24 protein-coding genes are annotated in these 18945 nt (G+C 65.0%); 11 read left to right on the top strand and 13 right to left on the bottom strand.

Annotated features, from left to right (window positions below; translation table 11 throughout):
• Position 1: 1 nt before the first annotated feature.
• Positions 2-406, top strand: a complete 405-nt coding sequence (locus AC5QAH_RS05465; RefSeq protein ID WP_049455240.1) for a cupin domain-containing protein — start codon at positions 2-4, stop codon at positions 404-406.
• Between the two features lie 75 nt (positions 407-481).
• The gene (locus tag AC5QAH_RS05460) at positions 482-1363 is read left to right on the top strand and encodes an RNA polymerase sigma-70 factor (protein WP_049455239.1); all 882 of its coding nucleotides are present in this window, start codon (positions 482-484) and stop codon (positions 1361-1363) included.
• Positions 1364-1477: 114 nt separating this feature from the next.
• Here AC5QAH_RS05460 and AC5QAH_RS05455 read toward each other — a convergent pair whose 3' ends face one another.
• A complete protein-coding gene (locus AC5QAH_RS05455) occupies positions 1478-2398 on the bottom strand; it encodes an MBL fold metallo-hydrolase (protein ID WP_049455238.1) in 921 nt (306 codons plus the stop codon).
• Between the two features lie 481 nt (positions 2399-2879).
• Here AC5QAH_RS05455 and AC5QAH_RS05450 point away from each other — a divergent pair, with 481 nt between their 5' ends.
• Both AC5QAH_RS05450 and AC5QAH_RS05445 read left to right on the top strand, forming a co-directional pair.
• Entirely contained in the window at positions 2880-3833 is a 954-nt protein-coding gene (locus tag AC5QAH_RS05450) for an alpha/beta fold hydrolase (protein ID WP_329762820.1), read from the top strand.
• Positions 3834-4070: 237 nt separating this feature from the next.
• The gene (locus AC5QAH_RS05445) at positions 4071-4382 is read left to right on the top strand and encodes a hypothetical protein (RefSeq protein ID WP_099560612.1); all 312 of its coding nucleotides are present in this window, start codon (positions 4071-4073) and stop codon (positions 4380-4382) included.
• Positions 4383-4427: 45 nt separating this feature from the next.
• Here AC5QAH_RS05445 and AC5QAH_RS05440 read toward each other — a convergent pair whose 3' ends face one another.
• From AC5QAH_RS05440 to AC5QAH_RS05430, 3 genes are all read right to left on the bottom strand, one after another.
• The gene (locus AC5QAH_RS05440; protein WP_049455236.1) at positions 4428-4727 is read right to left on the bottom strand and encodes a hypothetical protein; all 300 of its coding nucleotides are present in this window, start codon (positions 4725-4727) and stop codon (positions 4428-4430) included.
• A gap of 263 nt (positions 4728-4990) precedes the next feature.
• Complete coding sequence (locus tag AC5QAH_RS05435) at positions 4991-5260, bottom strand: hypothetical protein (RefSeq protein WP_100051410.1); 270 nt, start codon at positions 5258-5260, stop codon at positions 4991-4993.
• A 56-nt stretch (positions 5261-5316) separates the two neighbouring features.
• Entirely contained in the window at positions 5317-5532 is a 216-nt protein-coding gene (locus tag AC5QAH_RS05430; protein WP_049455235.1) for a hypothetical protein, read from the bottom strand.
• Positions 5533-5685: 153 nt separating this feature from the next.
• On the opposite strand from AC5QAH_RS05430, the gene AC5QAH_RS05425 reads away from it, so the two are divergent.
• Complete coding sequence (locus AC5QAH_RS05425; protein WP_010485730.1) at positions 5686-5967, top strand: hypothetical protein; 282 nt, start codon at positions 5686-5688, stop codon at positions 5965-5967.
• Here AC5QAH_RS05425 and AC5QAH_RS05420 read toward each other — a convergent pair.
• The gene (locus tag AC5QAH_RS05420) at positions 5964-6284 is read right to left on the bottom strand and encodes a hypothetical protein (protein WP_019336574.1); all 321 of its coding nucleotides are present in this window, start codon (positions 6282-6284) and stop codon (positions 5964-5966) included. The two genes, AC5QAH_RS05425 and AC5QAH_RS05420, sit on opposite strands and share 4 nt — an antisense overlap.
• 79 nt (positions 6285-6363) lie before the next feature.
• Complete coding sequence (locus AC5QAH_RS05415; protein WP_049455234.1) at positions 6364-9015, bottom strand: excinuclease ABC subunit UvrA; 2652 nt, start codon at positions 9013-9015, stop codon at positions 6364-6366.
• A 271-nt stretch (positions 9016-9286) separates the two neighbouring features.
• Here AC5QAH_RS05415 and AC5QAH_RS05410 point away from each other — a divergent pair, with 271 nt between their 5' ends.
• Together AC5QAH_RS05410 and AC5QAH_RS05405 are read left to right on the top strand one after the other, a co-directional pair.
• The gene (locus tag AC5QAH_RS05410; RefSeq protein ID WP_043395782.1) at positions 9287-9541 is read left to right on the top strand and encodes a hypothetical protein; all 255 of its coding nucleotides are present in this window, start codon (positions 9287-9289) and stop codon (positions 9539-9541) included.
• On the top strand, positions 9538-9960 hold the full coding sequence (locus AC5QAH_RS05405; RefSeq protein WP_019336571.1) for a low affinity iron permease family protein: 423 nt from the start codon (positions 9538-9540) through the stop codon (positions 9958-9960). Before AC5QAH_RS05410 ends, AC5QAH_RS05405 begins: the two co-directional genes overlap by 4 nt.
• A gap of 15 nt (positions 9961-9975) precedes the next feature.
• Here AC5QAH_RS05405 and AC5QAH_RS05400 read toward each other — a convergent pair whose 3' ends face one another.
• On the bottom strand, positions 9976-11469 hold the full coding sequence (locus AC5QAH_RS05400) for an FAD-dependent oxidoreductase (RefSeq protein WP_049455233.1): 1494 nt from the start codon (positions 11467-11469) through the stop codon (positions 9976-9978).
• Positions 11470-11693: 224 nt separating this feature from the next.
• On the opposite strand from AC5QAH_RS05400, the gene AC5QAH_RS05395 reads away from it, so the two are divergent.
• Complete coding sequence (locus tag AC5QAH_RS05395; protein WP_049455232.1) at positions 11694-11918, top strand: hypothetical protein; 225 nt, start codon at positions 11694-11696, stop codon at positions 11916-11918.
• A 9-nt stretch (positions 11919-11927) separates the two neighbouring features.
• Here AC5QAH_RS05395 and AC5QAH_RS05390 read toward each other — a convergent pair whose 3' ends face one another.
• Positions 11928-12377, bottom strand: a complete 450-nt coding sequence (locus AC5QAH_RS05390) for a BLUF domain-containing protein (RefSeq protein WP_043395790.1) — start codon at positions 12375-12377, stop codon at positions 11928-11930.
• A gap of 189 nt (positions 12378-12566) precedes the next feature.
• Between AC5QAH_RS05390 and AC5QAH_RS05385 the strand changes: the two genes are divergently transcribed.
• Entirely contained in the window at positions 12567-12827 is a 261-nt protein-coding gene (locus tag AC5QAH_RS05385) for a hypothetical protein (RefSeq protein WP_227199396.1), read from the top strand.
• Between the two features lie 7 nt (positions 12828-12834).
• Here the strand turns inward: AC5QAH_RS05385 and ligD are convergent, their stop codons facing one another.
• Positions 12835-15384 (bottom strand): DNA ligase D, encoded by a 2550-nt coding sequence (ligD, locus tag AC5QAH_RS05380; protein ID WP_049455231.1) that lies wholly within the window; start codon positions 15382-15384, stop codon positions 12835-12837.
• Positions 15385-15397: 13 nt separating this feature from the next.
• A complete protein-coding gene (locus tag AC5QAH_RS05375; RefSeq protein WP_019336566.1) occupies positions 15398-15574 on the bottom strand; it encodes a DUF3606 domain-containing protein in 177 nt (58 codons plus the stop codon).
• 248 nt (positions 15575-15822) lie between these two features.
• On the opposite strand from AC5QAH_RS05375, the gene AC5QAH_RS05370 reads away from it, so the two are divergent.
• Positions 15823-16320 (top strand): YciE/YciF ferroxidase family protein, encoded by a 498-nt coding sequence (locus AC5QAH_RS05370; protein ID WP_021202421.1) that lies wholly within the window; start codon positions 15823-15825, stop codon positions 16318-16320.
• 39 nt (positions 16321-16359) lie between these two features.
• Here AC5QAH_RS05370 and AC5QAH_RS05365 read toward each other — a convergent pair whose 3' ends face one another.
• From AC5QAH_RS05365 to AC5QAH_RS05355, 3 genes are read right to left on the bottom strand one after another with little or no spacing between them, the layout of a single operon-like run.
• Positions 16360-17094: a DNA-formamidopyrimidine glycosylase family protein gene (locus tag AC5QAH_RS05365; RefSeq protein ID WP_043395799.1), complete on the bottom strand. Its 735-nt coding sequence runs from the start codon at positions 17092-17094 to the stop codon at positions 16360-16362.
• Entirely contained in the window at positions 17087-17854 is a 768-nt protein-coding gene (locus AC5QAH_RS05360; protein ID WP_495232159.1) for a DUF72 domain-containing protein, read from the bottom strand. The genes AC5QAH_RS05365 and AC5QAH_RS05360 overlap by 8 nt, the downstream gene beginning before the upstream one ends.
• Positions 17851-18318 carry a BLUF domain-containing protein gene (locus tag AC5QAH_RS05355; protein WP_043395806.1) on the bottom strand — a complete coding sequence of 156 codons (468 nt, stop codon included), beginning with the start codon at positions 18316-18318 and terminating at the stop codon, positions 17851-17853. Before AC5QAH_RS05355 ends, AC5QAH_RS05360 begins: the two co-directional genes overlap by 4 nt.
• Before the next feature lie 299 nt (positions 18319-18617).
• Between AC5QAH_RS05355 and AC5QAH_RS05350 the strand changes: the two genes are divergently transcribed.
• Positions 18618-18926 (top strand): KGG domain-containing protein, encoded by a 309-nt coding sequence (locus AC5QAH_RS05350; RefSeq protein WP_043395808.1) that lies wholly within the window; start codon positions 18618-18620, stop codon positions 18924-18926.
• Positions 18927-18945: the final 19 nt, after the last annotated feature.

Here is an 18945-nt window from a genome sequence, read left to right as displayed (position 1 = left end):
CATGCGTCGCTCTGTTCTGGTCCTGTTTGCGCTGCTGCCACTGTGCGGCGCTGCCGCCACCCCGCCCTCTCCTGCGCCCCAGCCCTTGGTGCGCGAGGTGATGACCCGCGCCCTGCCGGAGCAGCACGGCAAGGAAGCGCTGATCCTTACCGTGGAGTACCCGCCGGGTGGCGCCGATCCTGTCCACCGCCACGATGCCCATGGCTTCGTCTACGTCCTGGAAGGACGGATCGTGATGGGTGTGGCCGGCGGCAAGGAAGTCACCCTTGGCCCGGGCGAGGCCTTCCATGAGGGCCCGGCCGATCTGCACACCGTAGGCCGCAACGCCAGCGCTACCGAGCCGGCAAAGTTCGTGGTGTTCCTGATCAAGGACATCGGCAAGCCGGCGGTGCTGCCGCCGCACTGATCGCACGTCCGGCGCTGGCACCAACGACAGGTTCCCGGGTGTCACAATCCGGGGACCTGTCCCGTCTACGCTGGCATGGACGAATCCACTGCGCTGTTCTCACGCCTCCGCCCACGCCTGTTCGGCGTGGCCTACCGCATGCTTGGGTCTTCGCACGAAGCCGAAGACGTGGTGCAGGATGTCTGGCTGCGCTGGCATGGCGCCGACCGGTCACAGATCGAGAATCCGGAAGCCTGGCTGGTGGCGGCCACCACCCGTCGCGCCATTGATGGCCTGCGCCTGGCACGGCATGCGCGCGAACACTATGTGGGCATGTGGTTGCCCGAGCCGCTGCTGACCGATGACGCCGCCACGCCCGAGTACGTGCTGGAAACCGCCAGCGATCTGTCGGTCGCCTTCCTCAGTGTGCTGGAACGGTTGGCCCCGGATGCGCGTGCGGCTTTCCTGCTGCACGATGTGTTCGATCAGGATTATGCGGTGGTCGCGCGCACACTGGACAAGACGGAAGCCGCTTGCCGGCAGATCGTGCATCGCGCACGCCAGCAGCTCAGGCAGGAGCGTCCGCGCTACAACGTCCCGCAGGACGTGCACCAGAAACTGCTGCGCCGCTTCGCCGAGGCTGCATCCAGTGGAGATTTCCGCACGATGAAGGCGTTGATGGCCGAATCGGCCGAGCTGGTGGGTGACGGCGGCGGTATCGTCACCAGCTTTCCCGGGCCGATGCTCGGCGGCGCACGCATTGCCCAGCTGCTGTATGCCCCGCACCTGCGGCGCAGCGCGCAATTGCGGATGGTGCCGGCCATGCTCAACGGACGGCTGGGACTGCTGCGCTATTTCGATGGCGTGCTGGAGGCGGCGATGGCCTTCGAGACCGATGGCGAGCGGATCACGCAGATCCTGGTGCAGCGCAACCCGCACAAGCTGCAGCGGTTGGCTCGCCCTACCGCCATCCAGTAGTTCCACGCCAGGTGTGGATGGCGTCCGTTGTCGGCCTCGTCCTTGCGGGATTCGAGCGGGGCGCCGATGCGCCCCGTCGAAAACCCCTGCTTGCGCTGTATCCGCAGGATCCGATCAGAAGTCCCAGAACACCGGCACCCAGCGGAACGTCTCGCCCTCCAGCGACACCCGGCCCACTGACGGGAACGGTAGATGCGTGGCCACCAGCATTTCGCCGGTGCCGGCCAGTTCCTTCAGCAGAGCGATGCGTACGCGTGCGGATTCCTCCGGGTCGTGCTCAAAACCGTTGTGCCAGTTCGGTTGGTCGAAGCCGACCGCGAACACGGCGTCACCGGCAAAGGTCAGGGCCTGCCCCGCGGACGCTACGCGCACTACGCAGTGGCCCGGGGTATGCCCACCGGTACGGCGGGCCGTTACGCCCGGCGCGATCTGCTGTTCGTTCTGGAAGGTATGCACATAGCTGCTGTACTCGGCCCAGAAGTGCTTGGCCGTGGCGCGTAGCGCATCGGGGAAACCCTGCGGCATGTTGGTGCGGCTGAAGTCCGGCGACTTCCAGAACTCCACCTCCGCTGCGGCCACGTGGATCTTCAGGTCCGGGCGCAGCTGTTCCTTCACACCTTCAACCAGCAGCCCGCCGACGTGGTCCATGTGCATGTGGGTGATCACCACATCGGTGATTTCGCCCAGGTTGATACCGGCAGCACCAAGGCGACGGATCAGCTGGCCGGCGCGCGGCAGCTGCAGGTCCGGGTCCATGCCCAGGCCGGCATCGATGAGAATGGTGCGATCCCCGCTGTGCACCACCATCACGTTCAATGCCCAGTCGAAGGCATCCTGCGGCAGGTACATCTCTTCGAACCATTCGGCACGGTCGGCCGCCGGTACGTTGTGGCCGAGCATCTGGGTGGGCAACGGCAGGACGCCATCGCTGATCACCAGCACTTCGACGTCGCCCACTTTCAGGGCGTAGCGCGAGGGCACCAGTTCATCGAGGGCGGGGGCAATGGGCGCGGCGGTGTTTTCCATACTGAACATGAGGGATCTCCACGAAGAGCCATTTGGCGGGCAACAATGCAAGGCTGGCGCGAACGAATCCGGGCGCCTGCCCATGGCGCAGGCAGTGACATTGCCAGGGCACGGTTGCCTGGCAGGCCAGCGCTGCGGAGTTCATGGGAAGACGGGCCACTGCGCGGGCAATGGGCCCGGAACACGGCAGGTGCCGTGTGGGATCAGCCTAGGCAGTACGCCGCAGGTGCGGTAGCGCCGTGAAGGGGGACGTCATGTTGCGTTCCGGGAAGCAATGCGGAACCGGCTGCAATGCCACCATTGCAAGCACCTCTGGCTCGTTCGGTAGCGCGCAGGCCCAGGTCGGGCAGCTTCGGATGATCATCCAGTCGACCCCACTGTGGATCCGTGCACTCAGGACGATCTATCAAGAAATTCGGACTTGTCATATCCCTGGCGCCTGATCGCGGGCGCAAAGTACGTCTCACCACCCACCCATCAGAGTTCCTGCATGAACACCTTCGCCCGTACCCTGGCCGTCGCCGCCCTCGCCCTCTCGGTCCAGGCCGGCCTGTCCGCGCAGGCCGCCGAACCGGCCACGCCGGCGGCAGTCACCAGCATCGCGCGCACCGCCAGCTACATCACCACCGCCGATGGCGTGCAGCTGTACTACAAGGACTGGGGCCCGAAGGACGGCCCGGTCGTGACCTTCAGCCACGGCTGGCCGTTGAACTCGGACAGCTGGGAATCCCAGATGATCTTCCTGGCCGATCATGGCTACCGTGTCATCGCGCATGACCGTCGCGGCCACGGGCGTTCCAGCCAGCCGTGGGAAGGCAATGACATGGATCACTACGCCGATGACCTGGCCACGGTGATCAATACGCTGGACCTGCACGATGTCACCCTGGTGGGCTTCTCCACCGGTGGTGGCGAAGTGGCGCGCTACATCGGCCGGCATGGCACCGGGCGAGTGAAGAAGGCGGTGCTGATCAGCTCGGTACCGCCGTTCATGCTGAAGACCGCCGACAACCCGAACGGCCTGCCGATTGAAGTGTTCGATGGCATCCGCAAGGCGCAGATGGATAACCGCGCGCAGCTGTACAAGGACATTCCGTCGGGCCCGTTCTATGGCTTCAACCGCCCGGGCGCGAAGGTGTCGCAGGGGTTGATCGATGCGTGGTGGGCGCAGGGCATGCAGGGCGGCCACAAGAACACCTACGATTCGATCGCCGCGTTCTCGGCCACCGATTTCCGCGCGGACCTGAAGAGGTTCGATGTGCCCACGCTGGTGATCCACGGTGACGACGACCAGATCGTGCCGATCGATATCTCAGGCCGCCAATCGGCAAAGCTCATCAAGGGCGCCAGGTTGATCGTCTACCTGGGTGCGCCGCATGGCCTGACCGACACCCACAAGGACAAGGTCAACCAGGATCTGCTGACGTTCCTGCAGGAAAAGTGAGTGGCCGGGGCTCCGTTGTGATGGCGGAGCCCTTCCTGCCCAGAAACAGGGCCGGCGCCGGATGAGCGCCGGCTGCCACGTCAGCGCACGATTGCGGCCGTGGGATTTCAGGCCAACGATGGAGCGCGTTCCGCACTTTGATGAAGGGTTAACCTCCAACGGAGGACACTGCGCCCTCACGGCTCTTCTCCGGCGCAGAATCCTTTGCTCCCGTGTCCAGCCTTAGACGACACGGCCATGCATCCTCCCAATGCCTTCCGGATCCACGCGATCCAGCCCCTTCTTGCGCGCAATGGCGCAATCGTTCGCCTTGATCAGTTGCGATCTACCTGCAAGAGTTGCGGCCTGCGCTCGTCAATGAGCGAGAACGCCGGCATTCAGACAAGCCCATTGGGCACGACGCTCACTTGCCCCGCATGCGGTGCCACGGGGCTGATGGACGAGGTGGAGATATGGCACCACTGGCTCGAACAATGCCGCCGTGAACGGATGCTGGCGCTCTTTGATCCAAAGCCTGACGAACCTCTGGAACCAGACACTCCGGAATGACGAGCGCGTTCCGGGCGCTTGCGGACGCAGCGCCAGCTACGCGCCTCAACCGTCGCCCGGGTGCCGGCCCGCCAGGCTGCCCATCGTGAAGGCGTAGCCGGCCTCCTCCAGCAGCGCTCTCATGCGCAGCTCCACGCGCCTGGGTGAAAGCAGGCTGTTGGGCGCATACAAGGCGTAGACGTAGCCGGCGCCGTCGATGATCTCGCGGCGCACGGCGCAGTCGTTGGATTCTGCCGCCTCGGACCAGACAGACATCAACCTGGCGGGGCTGATGGACTGCCCGTTGCGAAGGCGAAAGAACAGCCAGCGCACTCCCAGGGAATGGGCTGGATTCAACCTGACCACTGAGAGCCTCCAATGCGCCGGAAGAGATCCCTGAGAACCTCAGGATCCAATCGTGGATGCTCGTCTTTTGAGGATCGCGGAAGGTCGATGCGCGTGGGACCCTTCACCAGTGCAGGCAGATCGGACTGAAGGTCGATCCACCATCCCGCAGGCAGCCGGAGCCCTGTGCCCGTTCTATCGTAGATGCAGATCGGAAAAGTCATCGCATTGCTCCTGAATGACTCGAGCATACGCCTGCGCGATGTCAGGTCCGGATGCGACGCCTAGGGAGATGCCGCATCGGTGCGCTTTGCGCATTCGAATACGTGTGCTTCGTCCTGCTGGACCCTGCGGAACGATTCCAGCCAGCCGAACGCTGCACCACGATTGTGAATCGTATCGCCGAGCCTGCCGGTCAGGCACCGTGCGCACTCCATCCCGCCAGGGCTGGGCGCGTGGCAGCAACGGCATTGCGCCATTGTTGTGATTTTCTCCGGGCGACACTGGTACATGATCTTGGTCATCAGGCTGATCGCCTGGCTTTGTGCGGACATGCACGCTCCCTGTCTGCTGCGGAAGCAGCCGCGCGGCGCGCGGCTCCTCCTGTTCCTCAGCGGCGGGTATCGCCGCCGAGACCGCCCTTCTTTTCATCCGCTGGCTTCGGGCTCTCGCGATCCTTGTTGTCCTGCTGCTGTTGCTGCCCTTGCTTGCCGGGCTCCTTCCCGCCAGGCTCGCTCCCCTCGACCTGCCCCTGCTGTGCAGGCTGTTCTGCTTCAGCGGACGCGTTGGAGCGGTCATTCCTGTTCTGTTCGGGGACGCTGTTCATTTCGATTCTCCGCCGCAGCAAGTCTGCTGCCGATTGACTGTGGGCGTGTCGCCGTTACGGGAACGTACGGGGACGCGTCCCATATGAACAAGGGTCATGAACAGGCCCGCAGCAACAAGCGTGTACAGTGGAGTTTCGAAAAGGGGTAACGCCATGATCCATGGAAGAAGCAAGCACGTTGTCGACGTCGAGCGCGAGCTGGCCCACTGGAAAATCGCGTTCAACCTGGGCGCCCTGCCCGCGATGAGCTTCCGATATGAAGTGGCGCCCGTTATCCGGCTTGCCTGCGATATCTATGTGAGAGATCCGCATGGCACCCGGTCGGCATGGATTGACGATCTGCAGGGCAGGCTTGCGAAGCGATCGAGCCTGCGCGGCCATCCTGGCGCAGCGGAGATTGCCGATCGGTGCTGGTCCCTGCTTGGCTGCGCCTAGGCGCGGCTGGCTGCGTGATTCCGCTCGCGCATCAACTCATCATTCAGTACGTGGACAATGGACATCACCGCGTCGGCAAGTCCACGAGAATCGCTGATGGATCCGTAGAAGTAGATCCTGGCGCCTTCAATGCGAACATCCGCCAGCTGGAGCTGGGACGCCAGGGCCCTGCACTTGATGAGGAACATCTCTGTCCAGCGAGCGCCCGGCGCCAGATCCAGCAGCGCGGTGATGGCCTCGTCGGTGGATGCGTCTACACGCTCATGCAACAACGGGACATCGAAGCCGACGATTCTTGGGAGCATGGAAGCGTTCACCTGACCATCCTCTCGCTGATGGGCGCTGCGAGTACTCCCACAGTACAACAGAATGCGTCCAGCCCCAGATGAGATGGCGTCAGCTGGCCTGCCCCAGCTCGCGCGCAAGGAACGGCGCCGTCCTGCTTCCCTTGGCGCGGGCCACCTGTTGCGGCGTGCCCTTCGCCACGATGGTGCCACCCGCGCCGCCTGCACCTGGCCCGACATCAATCACCCAGTCCGCCTGTGCGACAGAACGCATATCGTGCTCGATCATCACCACGGTGTTGCCAGCCTCAACCAGCCGTTGCAGCTGCGCCAGCAACCTGTCCGCGTCCGATGCATGCAGGCCGGTGGTGGGCTCATCCAGCACATACAGCGTGCGCCCGCGCTGGCTGCGCTGCAGCTCGGTCGCCAGCTTGATGCGCTGTGCCTCACCGCCTGAAAGCTCGGTGGCCGGCTGGCCCAGCCGCAGGTAGCCCAGACCGATTTCCTGCAGCAACTGCAGCGGGCGGGCAATGGCGTCTTCTTCGGCGAAGAACGCCTGCGCCTGGTCCACCGTCATCTGCAGGACCTCGGCGATGCTGCGGCCATTCCACAGCACCTTCAGGGTGGCTTCGTTGTAGCGGGCGCCATGGCAGGTCGGGCACGGCGCATAGACGCTCGGCATGAACAGCAGTTCGACACTCACGAAACCCTCGCCTTCGCAGGTCTCGCACCGGCCCTTGGCCACGTTGAACGAGAAGCGCCCCGCATCGAAACGACGGCGACGCGCGTCGGGTGTCGCGGCGAAGAGCTTGCGCACGTGATCGAACAGGCCGGTGTAGGTGGCCAGATTGGATCGTGGCGTGCGGCCGATGGGCTTCTGGTCTACCTGCACCACGCGCTGGATGGCGTCCACGTCGCCGGCCAGCTGGCCCCGCGTGGCTTCGATCACGGTCGGTCCGTCCGTGGGTGCGCTGTCGGCGCTGTCGTCCACCGGCTCATGCCCCAGGTGCAGCAGCATCAGCTCGGGCAGCGCCTGCGCCATCAGGCTGGACTTGCCCGACCCGGAAATGCCGGTCACTGCGGTCAGAAGCCCCAGCGGCACCTGCGCGTCCACCCCCTGCAGGTTATGGCGATGGATACCCTTCAGCTCCAGCCAGCGGATGACACTGCGCTGCCGGCTGGCGGGCGCAGGCACCTGGTCGAACAGGTACTGCGCCGTGCGCGAATCCTGAACGTCGCGCAGGCCATCGGGCTCGCCACTGTAGAGAACGCGTCCGCCATGCTCCCCTGCCTGCGGGCCCACATCGACCAGCCACTGCGCGCGGCGCATCAGCTCCAGATCATGTTCAACAACGAACACCGAGTTACCGCCGTCGCGCAGCCGGTCCAGTGCGTCGTACAGCGCCTGGCTGTCGGCCGGATGCAGGCCGGCCGAGGGTTCGTCGAGCACGTACAGCACGCCAAACAGCAACGAGCTGAGCTGCGTGGCCAGCCGCAGGCGCTGCAGTTCGCCGGCCGACAGCGTGGGCGTGGCGCGATCAAGTGATAGATAGCCCAGGCCGAGCTCGCGCAGTTGCCGTACACGCGCCATGACCCCGCCCGCCAGGCGTTGTGCCGCCAGGCGCTTTTCCTCAGACAAGGCTGAGGTCAGGCGCACGTCGGGTGCGCCTTCGTGGGTCGCGCGGCCACTTGCTGCCCGCTTGGCGCGATCGCGGGGCGTTGCACGCCTGCTGGAACGCGCGCCGTGGCTGTGTGCACTGAAGTCGCCCCGCGCGATGGGCTCGAGCAACGCCGCCAGCTGGTCCAATGGCAGCCGCATGAACTCGCCGATATCCACACCGGCAAAGGTGACCGAAAGCGCCTCCGGCTTCAGGCGCTTTCCGTGGCAGGCGGGGCACAGCTTGCCTTCCATGTAGCGCGAAACACGCTTGCGCATCAAGGCGCTCTGGGTGTTGGCAAAGGTGTGCAGCACGTAACGGCGCGCGCCGGTATAGGTGCCCATGTAGCTGGGCTCCTGCTTGCGCTTGAGTGCGGTACGGGTCTCGGCCGGCGTGAAGCCGGCATAGACCGGCACGGTGGGCGTCTCCTCGGTGAACAGGATCCACTCACGGTCCTTCTTCGGCAGTTTCTTCCACGGCACATCGATGTCGTAGCCCAACGTGACCAGGATGTCGCGCAGGTTCTGGCCATGCCATGCCGGTGGCCAGGACGCGATGGCGCGCTCGCGGATGCTCAGCGACGGGTCCGGAACCATCAGTGCTTCAGTCACTTCGTAGACATACCCCAGGCCATGGCAGGTGCTGCAGGCGCCCTGTGGGGTGTTGGGCGAGAAGTCTTCGGCGTACAGCATGGGCTGGTGGGCCGGGTAGGCTCCCGCCCGCGAAAACATCATGCGCACCAGGCTGGACAGCGTGGTCACGCTGCCCACCGAGGAGCGCGCATTGCTGGCGCCGCGCTGCTGCTGCAGGGCGACCGCCGGGGGCAGCCCGTCGATGGCATCCACATCGGGCACGCCCGCCTGGTCGATCAGGCGGCGCGCATAGGGTGCGACGGATTCGAAGTAGCGCCGCTGCGCCTCGGCGAAAACCGTGCCGAAGGCCAACGAGGACTTGCCGGATCCCGACACGCCGGAGAACACCACCAGTGCATTGCGCGGAATGGAGACATCGACATTCTTCAGGTTGTGCTCGCGCGCACCACGGACTTCGATGCAGCCGCTGGCTGCGGCAGCACATGACGACTCACCATAGGGGGTGTTGGACATCTCAGCATTCCTGCAATCGGTGGGCGGCTCGCGCATGGTGCGCCCGGTAGGCCATTCTCGCTGTTGCGGGGTGAATGGCGTGAGGGGGTGCGCAACCACGTGCCGCATCAGAACGCCATGGCCGACGCAGACCGCGCCGCCGCGCTGATTGTTAACGCGCGTTGCCTGAAGGATTGACGCCACGTTGCCCCGCCCTTGATGAGGCCGCTCACAGTGCATTCCTATGCTGGGCCCGCCACCTGCGAGGTGGTGATCAACCTGGAGATGCACCATGCAACGCGACCAGAAAGACCTTCCCCATCCGGACACGGAGGCGCAGCGCCCCGATCCTGTCAGTCCGCTGCAGGCGACGCTGCACAACCGCCGCAATCATGACGAAGCGCTGCAGGAAACCTTCCCCGCCAGTGACCCGATCTCCCCCTTCGTCGCTGCGCCCACGCCGGACGAGCAGGCCAAGCGCCTCGGGGAGCGGGTTAAACTGCCGGACCGCCACACGGATGAGGAGGCCGCGGGAGGTGACCAGTGATCCGGCGCGGTTTCGCCCGTGTCGCGGCGGCGACGGCGCGATTGTCTGGCAGCCTGGGGGCATTCGTCGCAGCGCTGGGGGTGATCATCACCTGGGCTGCCAGCGGGCCGGCCTTCCACTTCAATGACACGTGGCAGCTGGTGGTGAATACAGGAACCACCATCGTGACCTTCCTGATGGTGTTCCTGATCCAGCATACGCAGAACGCTGATACCGCTGCGCTGCACATCAAGCTGGATGAACTGATCCGGGTGAGCAAGGACGCCAACCAGGAGTTGTTGAACCTGGAGTCGATGGAGCCGGCCCATCTTGAAGAGATACGCCAGCGTTACGAGGCACTGGCGAAGACCGCTGCAGACATCAAGTCCAAGAAGGAGCGCTGCATGCCCTGCGATGCGGATGCAGCCGCCGAAGCCTGAGGTGGATGCCTGCGCCTACAGCTGTTCTGGTGTGAGGCCCTGTCTGGCAGGGCCTTCCAGCAGCGCTCCGGTGGCGGAAAAGCGGCTGCCGTGGCAGGGGCAGTCCCAGGTGCGCTCATGGCCATTCCATTGGACAACGCACTTCAGGTGCGGGCAGAGCGCCGACATCATGTGCAGGCGCCCGCCCTCGTCGCGGTAGACCGCAGTGCGCTTTCCGTCCACGTCCAGCAGTGCGCCGCAACCACGGGCGAGCTCACTGGGTGAGTGCGACGGCGCCGTGGCAAGGCGATCTCCCACCATGTGCCGCGCCACCGTGGCGTTGGTGCGGGCCCAGCCGGCCGCCGAGCGCACCGGGGTGAAGCGCATGGGGCTGAGCAACTGCTCGATCTCGCTGGTCGTGCCCATGATTCCCTCGGTGATCGCGCACGCGGCCACGCCCGCCCAGGTCAAACCGTCCGGCCCATAGCCGGTAGCGACCCACACATTATCGTGGGCGCTGCTGCCGATGTAGGGCAGCTGGTCGGCGGGCCGGAATTGCTGCGCCGACCAGCACAGCGGCTCGCGCTGCACGTTGAAGTTGCGGCGCGCGTCGGCTAGCAGATGCTGGGCCGGATCCACCGCTGGCGTTTCGCCGGTGCGGTGTGTTTCGCCAACCAGCACAAGCCAGTCGCGGCCATCAGCGCCGTGCACCCCGCGCAATGAGCGGTGCCGGTCGGCGATCCAGTGAATGCCTGCCGCAGGTGGGTTGGCAACCGGCACCGCCACCCCGTACTCGCGGTACACCTCCATCTCGGCCTGCACCAGGTTGAAGCCTGCGGGCGAATGCGTAGCCAGCACGAACTGCCTGGCCTGTATGCGGGCGCCATCGGCTGTCGCAACGCCGGCGGATGCCTCGATGCGGTTGATCCGGGTCCAGTCGTGGATGCGCACGCGACCTGCCAGATGACGTGCCAGTTGCCTGCAGAACGCCGCAGGATCCAACTGCGCCTGATCGGGAACGCGGAAGGCGTGGCCCAATGCGAACGGCAGTCCGGACTGCCGGTGTTCGCACTGCAGGCCGACGCGCTGATAGGCCTGCAGCTCACGCTCGAACTGCGCGGTGACCTCGCGGGTTCGCTCCTGCACGCCGTACTGCATGCCCACGCGTTGGAAGCCACAGCGCAGATGGTAGCGATGAACCAGTGTTTCGATGGACCGCAGCGCCTGCTGCCGCCACTGCACGACACGGCTGGCCGTGTCGCCGCCCCAACGGGAGATCAGATCGGCCAGCCGGGAGACGGGCGCGTAAAGATTGCCGGTGGACATCACCGTATTGCGCCCGCCGATGGGCCCCGCATCAACCACCAGCACATCCAGGCCGCTATCGGCCAGGCGGGCCGCTGTCAGCAGGCCGGTCATGCCGGCGCCCACCACCAGCACGTCCGCGCGCGTCGTGCCGGCAAGGGGGCGGAAGCTGTGCGACTCGGTGTCAGCTGACCATAAGCTGGCGCGCGGGAACGGTTCGGACATGAAAGAGATCCTTGCAGCTTCAGCTGGGAGGCCTCTCTGATACGCCTTGCCGGGTGAAACGACGGTGGCGTGGTCGTGCAGATGATGCTCACGCGCTGCCACGATCAACGCCATGGTCAAGGCCAGGTGAGCGTTGCGTGGGCAACACGCCTGTGTCGCCTCTGCGAACCGCAACTCCTTGCTTGCAGCGTGGTCGCTAACGTACCTGGAAGGAGGATCAGGCAGTGAGCACGCACTTGGATCTGATGATCGCGCAACTGGAGGAATTGCTGCCGACCTGGGCAGCGCTCTACCCCGAGCCGCAGTTCATCCGCATGCTCGCCGAGGCACTGGACTATATCGCTGCCAGCGCGGAGCCGGAGGCGCGGCTGTATTGCGTGATGCGCACCGGGCACCTCCATGTGTGTAGCGGCGAAATTCCGTGGGCCGAGCGCCATGGAGGTCGCTAGGCCGGTGGATCACGCCGCCACGGCATAGGGTTCCACCAACCTGGCCAGGACATCCATCGCCGTCTCGGTTGGCGCTTCGTCACCGCTGTGCTGGGCGAACCCCGACCAGTCCGCGCAGGCAAGAATTTTCAACTGCTCGGGTTGCGTCGGCAGCCAACGCATCGGCCAGAACGGGAGTCGCCGGTTGCCCACCCTGCCCCGCTGCAACTCGATGAGACCTGCGTGGCTGGAAGCACCCACCACTCGCGAGTACGCCACGCTCAAGCCGTCCTCGGGTCCCTCCATGTACTGCAGGAAGCGGGCGCCATCGAACAGCAGAACTCCGGTAACGCCGGCATTTCGGTTGAAGCGGGCGGCATCATCGACCAGATCGTCCAGCTTCCCGCTGCGCAGGCCCAACGGGTCACCGGCAACGGCTGGGCCCGCTTCGCTGACGTATGCGACTGCCCTGATCGGCATTGACTGCTCCTGTAGTGAATCCCCCCAGATTCCGTTCCGCTAGGATAGGCCACCTGCGCCCCGCAGTTGTTCCCATCCTGTGCATTTTGTGAATCAGTTGAGACCCAGCCGACAAACGGCATGCAGGACGCCTCCCCGCCCAATGCCATGGATCGTTTACGCTTGGGGCAGATGACTCGGGAGCACCCCATGCCCAATACCGGCCTTTTCCATGTTCTGGAGCTGGACGCCGCTTCCGGCGTGCAGGGTATTGAGCGCGTCAGGTCCATTCGCGTGCGCTGCAACACCTGCGGCGGGATTACGCAGTTGTCGGGGGACGCGTTGGGGGCGGTACCCGGTGGAACGACGCTGGTGTGCGGTGCTTGTCCGTCGCGCCAGACGGTCAGCAACGCGCGGCTGGTCGAATGCGATCATGTATTGCCCGGTAGCGTGCAGGCGCCCGAAGCGTAGGCGCGGGCTACGGGTCTGCCTGCGCCCATCGCGCAAGATTCTGTTTCACTTTCCCGATACCGGCCCAAGGGTCTTTGCGCTGCCGTTTCAGCTTTGCTGGCACGTCCTTGATCGTGAACGCGTCTGCGCGCTTGAGTTTCGTCAGATCGCCCCAGGCGATCGGCAGTGCTACCGGTGCCCCCGGCCTGGCCCGCAGCGAGTAGGACGCAACCGCCGTCGCACCGCGCCCATTGCGCAGATAGTCCACGAAGATCCGCTTGTTGCGGAGGCTTTTGGTGGCCGTTGCCAGGAATCGCTGGGGCTCGGATTGCGCCAGCGCATCGGCGAAACCCTTCGCAAAGCGCCTGGTCAGGTCCCAGTCGCATCCCGGATTGAGCGGCACGACCACGTGCAGGCCCTTGCCACCGGATACACGCAGGAACGATTCCAGCTCCAGCTGCGCCAGCAGTTTCCGGATGTCGGTTGCCGCTTTCTTGACCTCGGCAAAGGGTACGTCCGGTCCTGGATCCAGGTCGAACACCACGCGGTCGGCCTTGTCGGGCGCTTCGGCGTGGCTGCCCCAGGGGTGGAACTCCAACGCGTTGAACTGCACCAGTTCAAGCAGGCTGGCTGCGTCCCGCACCACCAGGTAATGGGCGTTTATACCGCTTTCTTCCTTGAGCTTTACTGCGTCGACCAACTCCAGCCCGGCTGTATGGTGTTTCTGGAAGAAGCAGGGTTTTGCGGTGCCACTGGGACATCGGATGATCGACAGCGGACGATCAACCACCTCGGGCAGGAGATGCTCCATCACTGCCGCGTAGTAGTCCCATACCTCCTGCTTGGTGTAGCCATCGCCAGGAAACAGGATCTTGCCGGGAGACGACAGCGCGGGCGGTGTGCGGTCGGTAGCGGGTGACGTTTTCGCATCGCGCGCAGGACGCGCCGTTGCGGACTTCCCACCAGAGATCGTGACCGGCCCGGCGCGATCGGAATCTGCGAGATCGGCGATGTCCTTGTCCGCCCTTACCGCCTTCAGTGACGCCTGGCGCAACAGCTTCTGCCCGCCAATCCCGCGATAGAAGACCTCCACCACGAAACGCGGTGGGAACCAGGTCGCGGCGCGCAGGTCGGTGTCCTGGGTGGGCACGTACGCCGTCGGCTTGCGGCTGCCGCCGCCTTCGATGCGCTTGCTGACTTCGCCGATCAGTTCGTCCGAGAACCCGGATCCGACGCGGCCGACGTAGAGCCAGCCATGTTTCGGGTCTGGCCGCGCCAGCAGCAGCGAGCCGAACCCGGTGCGGCTGCCTTTCGGTGTGGTGTATCCGACCACCGCAAACTCGTCGCTGGCCAGCTGTTTGGTCTTGCGCCAATCCTCACTGCGGCCACTGTGGTAGCTGCGCTCGGCGCGCTTGGAAATGATGCCTTCGAAGTGCTGCTCACCGGCCAGGCGATAGGCCTCGTCGCCATCCCCCTGTACATGCGAACTGAACGCCAATGGCCTGCCCTGCCCTTCCAGCACGGATTGCAGCAGGGCCTTGCGTTCCAGCAAGGGCGCATCGGCGACGTCCACGCCATCAAGGTGCAGCAGATCGAACAATGCATACGTCAGGACGCCCTGCCGCTCGCCGGAGAGCGTGGCCTGCAGCAGGTTGAAGTCCTCCCTGGTGCCGGCGCCGGCGATGAGCTCACCGTCCAGTGCCGCCGAGGTGAGGCCCAGTGCTGTGATCGCGTCACGTATTTCAGGGAGCTTGCCGGTCCATTCCAGTGCGTTCCGCGACCATAGCTGCACGTTGCCCTCAGCCACCGTAGCAAGGATGCGGTACCCATCCCATTTGATCTCATGCACCCACTGCCCGCCCTGGGGCGGCGCTTCGCCCAGCTTGGCCAACTGTGGCTCAAACGGCCCGGACGGCGCTGCGGCCTTTCTTGCCTTGCTGAGCGCCAGGGCCTTCTTCGCCCAGTTCTTTCGTCGGGCGCGTGTGGCGGGTACGACCGTGAGTTTCTTCTTCGCGGTCTTTCCGGCCCCGGCACGCTTCAGGTCCACCGGGGGCGCTACAGCAACATCCGCCAGCAGATCGTCTGCCTCGATGTCGCTCGCAAATTCATCGTCGTCCTTGAACAGCAGCCACTGTGGCTGGCGCGCTGGCTTGCCTGAACGGACCAGATGCCATCCACCCTTGAGCTTGGCGCCGAACAGCTCGAATCGTAGATGGCCCTTGGCGAGCTGGGCTTCCGGGTCGCCCTGCGTAGCCCACACACCGTGGTCGAACTGGGCGACATGGCCGCCGCCGTACTGGCCTTTGGGGATTTCGCCTTCGAAGGTCGCATAGTCGACAGGATGATCTTCCACCTCCACCGCCATGCGCTTGACCTTCGGGTCGTAACTGGGCCCCTTGGGCACGGCCCAGCTCTTCAGCGCGTCACCCACCTGCAGGCGGAAGTCGTAGTGCCTGCGGCTGGCGTGGTGCAGCTGCACCACGAAAATGGCGCGTTGCCCTTTCGGTAGCGCCTTGCCCGGCTCGGGCTCCTTGGTCTTGTCAAAACTGCGCTTGCGGCGGTACTCGACCAGGGACATGGGCAACTCCGCGCTATTTTCCCAGATGCTTGCGGACAGCAACGGCTGTGGGGCCGACCGCCGCCACAGCGGCACGAAGTTCCTCGGCGGACACGCCCAGCGCCGTGGTCCAGTACTGCAGCTCGTAATCTTCGTTGACGTTGATGCGATCCCGGTCCGGGCGTCCGGTGTTCTTCTTGTCGTCGCTCATGGGAGTCTCCACGCGTGATCGGGCGTGAAGTGACCGTACCGGCCGGTGCATGGGCACCAGGCGATGCCATTGTGAAGCCATGGCGAAGGCTTGGCGGCACCGGCGCCAACCCGCAGTGGCGGATCCCGCATCGTGAAGGGCACGCGCACGGTTCGCGTGGACCTTCACATGCCGCCTTCACCTGGCACCTGCCTGATCGCAACCGGGCAGACCCTACGCTGATCGCTCCACTCACTGCGGAGCCCAGTATGGCTATCAAGACGGCGGAAGACCTGTTCATCCACGAACTCTCAGACATCTACAGCGCCGAGAAGCAGCTGACCAAGGCCCTCCCGCGCCTGGCCCGTGCGGCCGAGAACCCGGACCTGGCCACGGCGTTTGAAACGCACCTGGAAGAAACCCAGGGCCAGATCGAGCGCATCGACCAGGTTGTGGAGATCCTGGGCATTCGCCTGAAGCGCATCAAGTGCGCGGCGATGGAGGGCCTGGTGGAGGAAGGCAAGGAAGTGATCGACAGCATCGACAAGGGCCCTGTGCGCGATGCCGCCCTGATCGGTGGCGCACAGAAGGTCGAGCATTACGAGATTGCGTCCTACGGCACCATCGCCGCGCTGGCCAAGCAACTGGGCTACAAGGACGCCCTGCCGTTGCTGCTCGAGACGCTTGAGGAAGAGAAAGCCACCGACGAAAAGCTCACCCTGCTGGCCAAGGACGGCGGCAACGCCAAGGCAGCGCAGGCCGCCTGATCGACGCGCCCCGGAACCCGGCTGCCACGGACGGCAGCCTCAGGGCCCGTACAGCACTTGATCATTGGGGCAGAAGAACGTGCGTCGCCGCGTGGTCCCCATGTAGAGCTTGCTGATCGGGCCACCGCACACGGGACAGACCTTCTTCGTGTGCACCTGCCAATGCTTCTTCAGCTCAAGGCAGCGCTTCCATTCCAGGAAATCGAAGCTGTAGGCGCGGGCCTGCTCGATCAGCGCGGTAAGCCTGCGTGGCGGCAGGTCGCCCAATCGGGTGGCGGGATGCACGCCTATCCGGAACAGCACCTCGTTCTTGATGATGTTGCCGACGCCGGCGAAGACCGTCTGGTCCAGAAGCGCATCGCAGGCAAGGACGTCCGGCATGGTTTTCAGCTTGCGCCTGGCCAGCTTCGGATCCCAGGCATCGTTCATCACGTCCGCCCGCCAATCGTAGATGTCGTCCAGAGGCTGGTCGATCAGGCGCACGGAACACGCATAGAAGTTCAGCTCACCGTTGTCGAACACCAGCGATACCCGCGCCGGGGCTGGCTTCCGCTCGTCGATGCGCCAGCTGCCGAACATCATCAGGTGGATGCGCAGCGTGTGATGGCTGAATTCCAGCAGGAAGTGCTTGCCCCAACTGCGGACCGCCTTGACCCTTCGGCCCTGCAGCGGCGACAGGTCGATGCGGCTGTTCCCGGAGACGGTGCGGACCACGTGCCCCTTGAAATGGCTCGCTGCTTCGCGCAGCAGTACGATGGAAGGACCCTCAGGCATGGGCGTTCTCCTGCAGCAGCGCCTGCAGGCGCAGTGCGTTGCCGGTGGCATGGCCCAGTGCTGTATTGTCCAGTACGAACCAGGCCGGCCGTTGCGCATCAGCTTCGCGCCGCAGCCCTTGCGCCAGTTCCGCCAGGGCCTGTTCGCTGTACGCACTGCGATAGATCTGCGGCTGGCCGTGCCAGCGCCAGTAGCTCCACGCACGATCACCGCCGGGAACCGCTGCCGCCGGCACACGTGCCGGATCTGCGGCTACCCGTGCAACGCCATGCGCGCTCAGCAGCGCATCCACGTCCGCCGTAAACCAACTCGGATGGCGCGGCTCGCACGCTACTTCGGCCTGCGTGCGCGCGCGCAGGCCCCGCAGGAAGGCTTCGGCCGTGTCCGTGTCGTACACCAGGCTGGGCGGCAACTGCAGCAGCAACGGACCGAGCTTTCCACCCAGTTCCAGCACGCCTTCAAGGAACCGCTCGAGCGGTTGCATTGCATCACGCAGCCGACGCTCATGGCTGATCTCGCGCGGGAGTTTCACCGCGAACCGGAAGCCCTCCGGCACGCTCGCCGCCCATCGCGCATAGGTCTTGGCCTGGTGCGGTCGATAGAAGGATGAGTTGATCTCCACCATCGGCAGGCGTGTGGCGTAGCGCTGCAGCGCGCTGTCGCCCGCGCCGAACGCCTCCTGATCCGACCGCGACAGCGACCACCCTGCACAGCCGACGCGTAGCAGCTCAGGCACCACCGGGGCGGCTGACGACATCATCGTGCCAGCTGCCCGTCTGGTTCCATGATGCCGCCCGCGCCTGCTTCCGTCTGCGATTGCGAAACCGACAGTAGTCGATCCAGGGCGCTGGTGCCCGATTCCAGCGCCGACGCGCTGCGCACGAAGCCGGTCCAGTCGGATATGGCGATCTTCCCCAGCGCGAGCTCATCCACCCGCACGCTGCGCATCCGCCAGTGCGGAAACTGCCGGCGCCCCACCCTGCCCCGGTTCAGTTCGACGATCCCACTGTGGCTGCCGGCCGCGAGAATGCGCGCGTAAGCCGCATTGATCCCGGCCTCCGGGCCCTCCAGATACTGCAGGAAGCGCGAGCCGTCGAACAGCAATGTGCCGGTGACATCGGCGGACTCATTGAACTGCACCGCCTCTGCCACAAGTTCCTGCAGCCGCTGTTCCGTCAGGTTGCGGGAGGCTTCACTTACATAGGCAATCGCTCTAAAGGGCATGGCACCACCGGTTGTTGCAGACCGCTCTACCTTAGCCACACCGATCGTACGCGCGGTGAGACCGGTGTGGAGGCTGCGTCGAACTGTGGCGTGTACCTTCCGCATCGCGTTGACGCGCGGTTGGGCCGCTGAACGTGTGCCTGCCACTTTGCGCACGCACGAATGTTCGTGGAGGCCGGATGAGGAATCAGCGCCTTCGGGATGACGCGACGTTGGCAGTCGTGCCACCGCCGTCTAGCGCCGGATCTGGAAGATGGTCGCTGCCGCCAATGCGGCGGCTGAACCCAAGGAGACTTTCCATGGCCAACCAGAACCAGAACCAGGGCACCAGCAACCGCGGTTTCGCTTCGATGGACGAGGACAAGCAGCGCGAGATCGCCGCCAAGGGTGGACGTGCCGCGCACGAGTCAGGCAACGCCCATGAATTCAGCTCGGAAGAAGCACGCGAAGCCGGCCGCAAGGGTGGCGAAGCGGTGAGCCAGGACCGCCAGCACATGGCTGACATCGGCCGCGAAGGCGGCCAGAACAGCCGTGGCGGTGGTAACCAGGGAGACGGGCAGCAACAGCAGCAACGCGGCGGCAACAACCGCGGTGGCCAGCAGCGCTGATCGGCGCTGAAACCCGATG

It is taken from the genome of Stenotrophomonas sp. YJH_SMC_43 (genome assembly GCF_059372535.1).
Note: the sequence above shows the minus strand (reverse complement) of the source record. Positions and strands in the feature narration are given on the sequence as shown.

Bases quoted from the DNA above. Each gene is read 5' to 3' on its own strand.
- AC5QAH_RS05465 (WP_049455240.1), top strand. From the start codon at position 2: ATGCGTCGCTCTGTTCTGGTCCTGTTTGCGCTGCTGCCACTGTGCGGC.
- AC5QAH_RS05460 (WP_049455239.1), top strand. From the start codon at position 482: ATGGACGAATCCACTGCGCTGTTCTCACGCCTCCGCCCACGCCTGTTC.
- AC5QAH_RS05455 (WP_049455238.1), bottom strand. From the start codon at position 2,398: ATGTTCAGTATGGAAAACACCGCCGCGCCCATTGCCCCCGCCCTCGAT.
- AC5QAH_RS05450 (WP_329762820.1), top strand. From the start codon at position 2,880: ATGAACACCTTCGCCCGTACCCTGGCCGTCGCCGCCCTCGCCCTCTCG.
- AC5QAH_RS05445 (WP_099560612.1), top strand. From the start codon at position 4,071: ATGCATCCTCCCAATGCCTTCCGGATCCACGCGATCCAGCCCCTTCTT.
- AC5QAH_RS05435 (WP_100051410.1), bottom strand. From the start codon at position 5,260: ATGTCCGCACAAAGCCAGGCGATCAGCCTGATGACCAAGATCATGTAC.
- AC5QAH_RS05430 (WP_049455235.1), bottom strand. From the start codon at position 5,532: ATGAACAGCGTCCCCGAACAGAACAGGAATGACCGCTCCAACGCGTCC.
- AC5QAH_RS05425 (WP_010485730.1), top strand. From the start codon at position 5,686: ATGATCCATGGAAGAAGCAAGCACGTTGTCGACGTCGAGCGCGAGCTG.
- AC5QAH_RS05415 (WP_049455234.1), bottom strand. From the start codon at position 9,015: ATGTCCAACACCCCCTATGGTGAGTCGTCATGTGCTGCCGCAGCCAGC.
- AC5QAH_RS05410 (WP_043395782.1), top strand. From the start codon at position 9,287: ATGCAACGCGACCAGAAAGACCTTCCCCATCCGGACACGGAGGCGCAG.
- AC5QAH_RS05400 (WP_049455233.1), bottom strand. From the start codon at position 11,469: ATGTCCGAACCGTTCCCGCGCGCCAGCTTATGGTCAGCTGACACCGAG.
- AC5QAH_RS05390 (WP_043395790.1), bottom strand. From the start codon at position 12,377: ATGCCGATCAGGGCAGTCGCATACGTCAGCGAAGCGGGCCCAGCCGTT.
- AC5QAH_RS05385 (WP_227199396.1), top strand. From the start codon at position 12,567: ATGCCCAATACCGGCCTTTTCCATGTTCTGGAGCTGGACGCCGCTTCC.
- ligD (WP_049455231.1), bottom strand. From the start codon at position 15,384: ATGTCCCTGGTCGAGTACCGCCGCAAGCGCAGTTTTGACAAGACCAAG.
- AC5QAH_RS05375 (WP_019336566.1), bottom strand. From the start codon at position 15,574: ATGAGCGACGACAAGAAGAACACCGGACGCCCGGACCGGGATCGCATC.
- AC5QAH_RS05370 (WP_021202421.1), top strand. From the start codon at position 15,823: ATGGCTATCAAGACGGCGGAAGACCTGTTCATCCACGAACTCTCAGAC.
- AC5QAH_RS05365 (WP_043395799.1), bottom strand. From the start codon at position 17,094: ATGCCTGAGGGTCCTTCCATCGTACTGCTGCGCGAAGCAGCGAGCCAT.
- AC5QAH_RS05360 (WP_495232159.1), bottom strand. From the start codon at position 17,854: ATGATGTCGTCAGCCGCCCCGGTGGTGCCTGAGCTGCTACGCGTCGGC.
- AC5QAH_RS05355 (WP_043395806.1), bottom strand. From the start codon at position 18,318: ATGCCCTTTAGAGCGATTGCCTATGTAAGTGAAGCCTCCCGCAACCTG.
- AC5QAH_RS05350 (WP_043395808.1), top strand. From the start codon at position 18,618: ATGGCCAACCAGAACCAGAACCAGGGCACCAGCAACCGCGGTTTCGCT.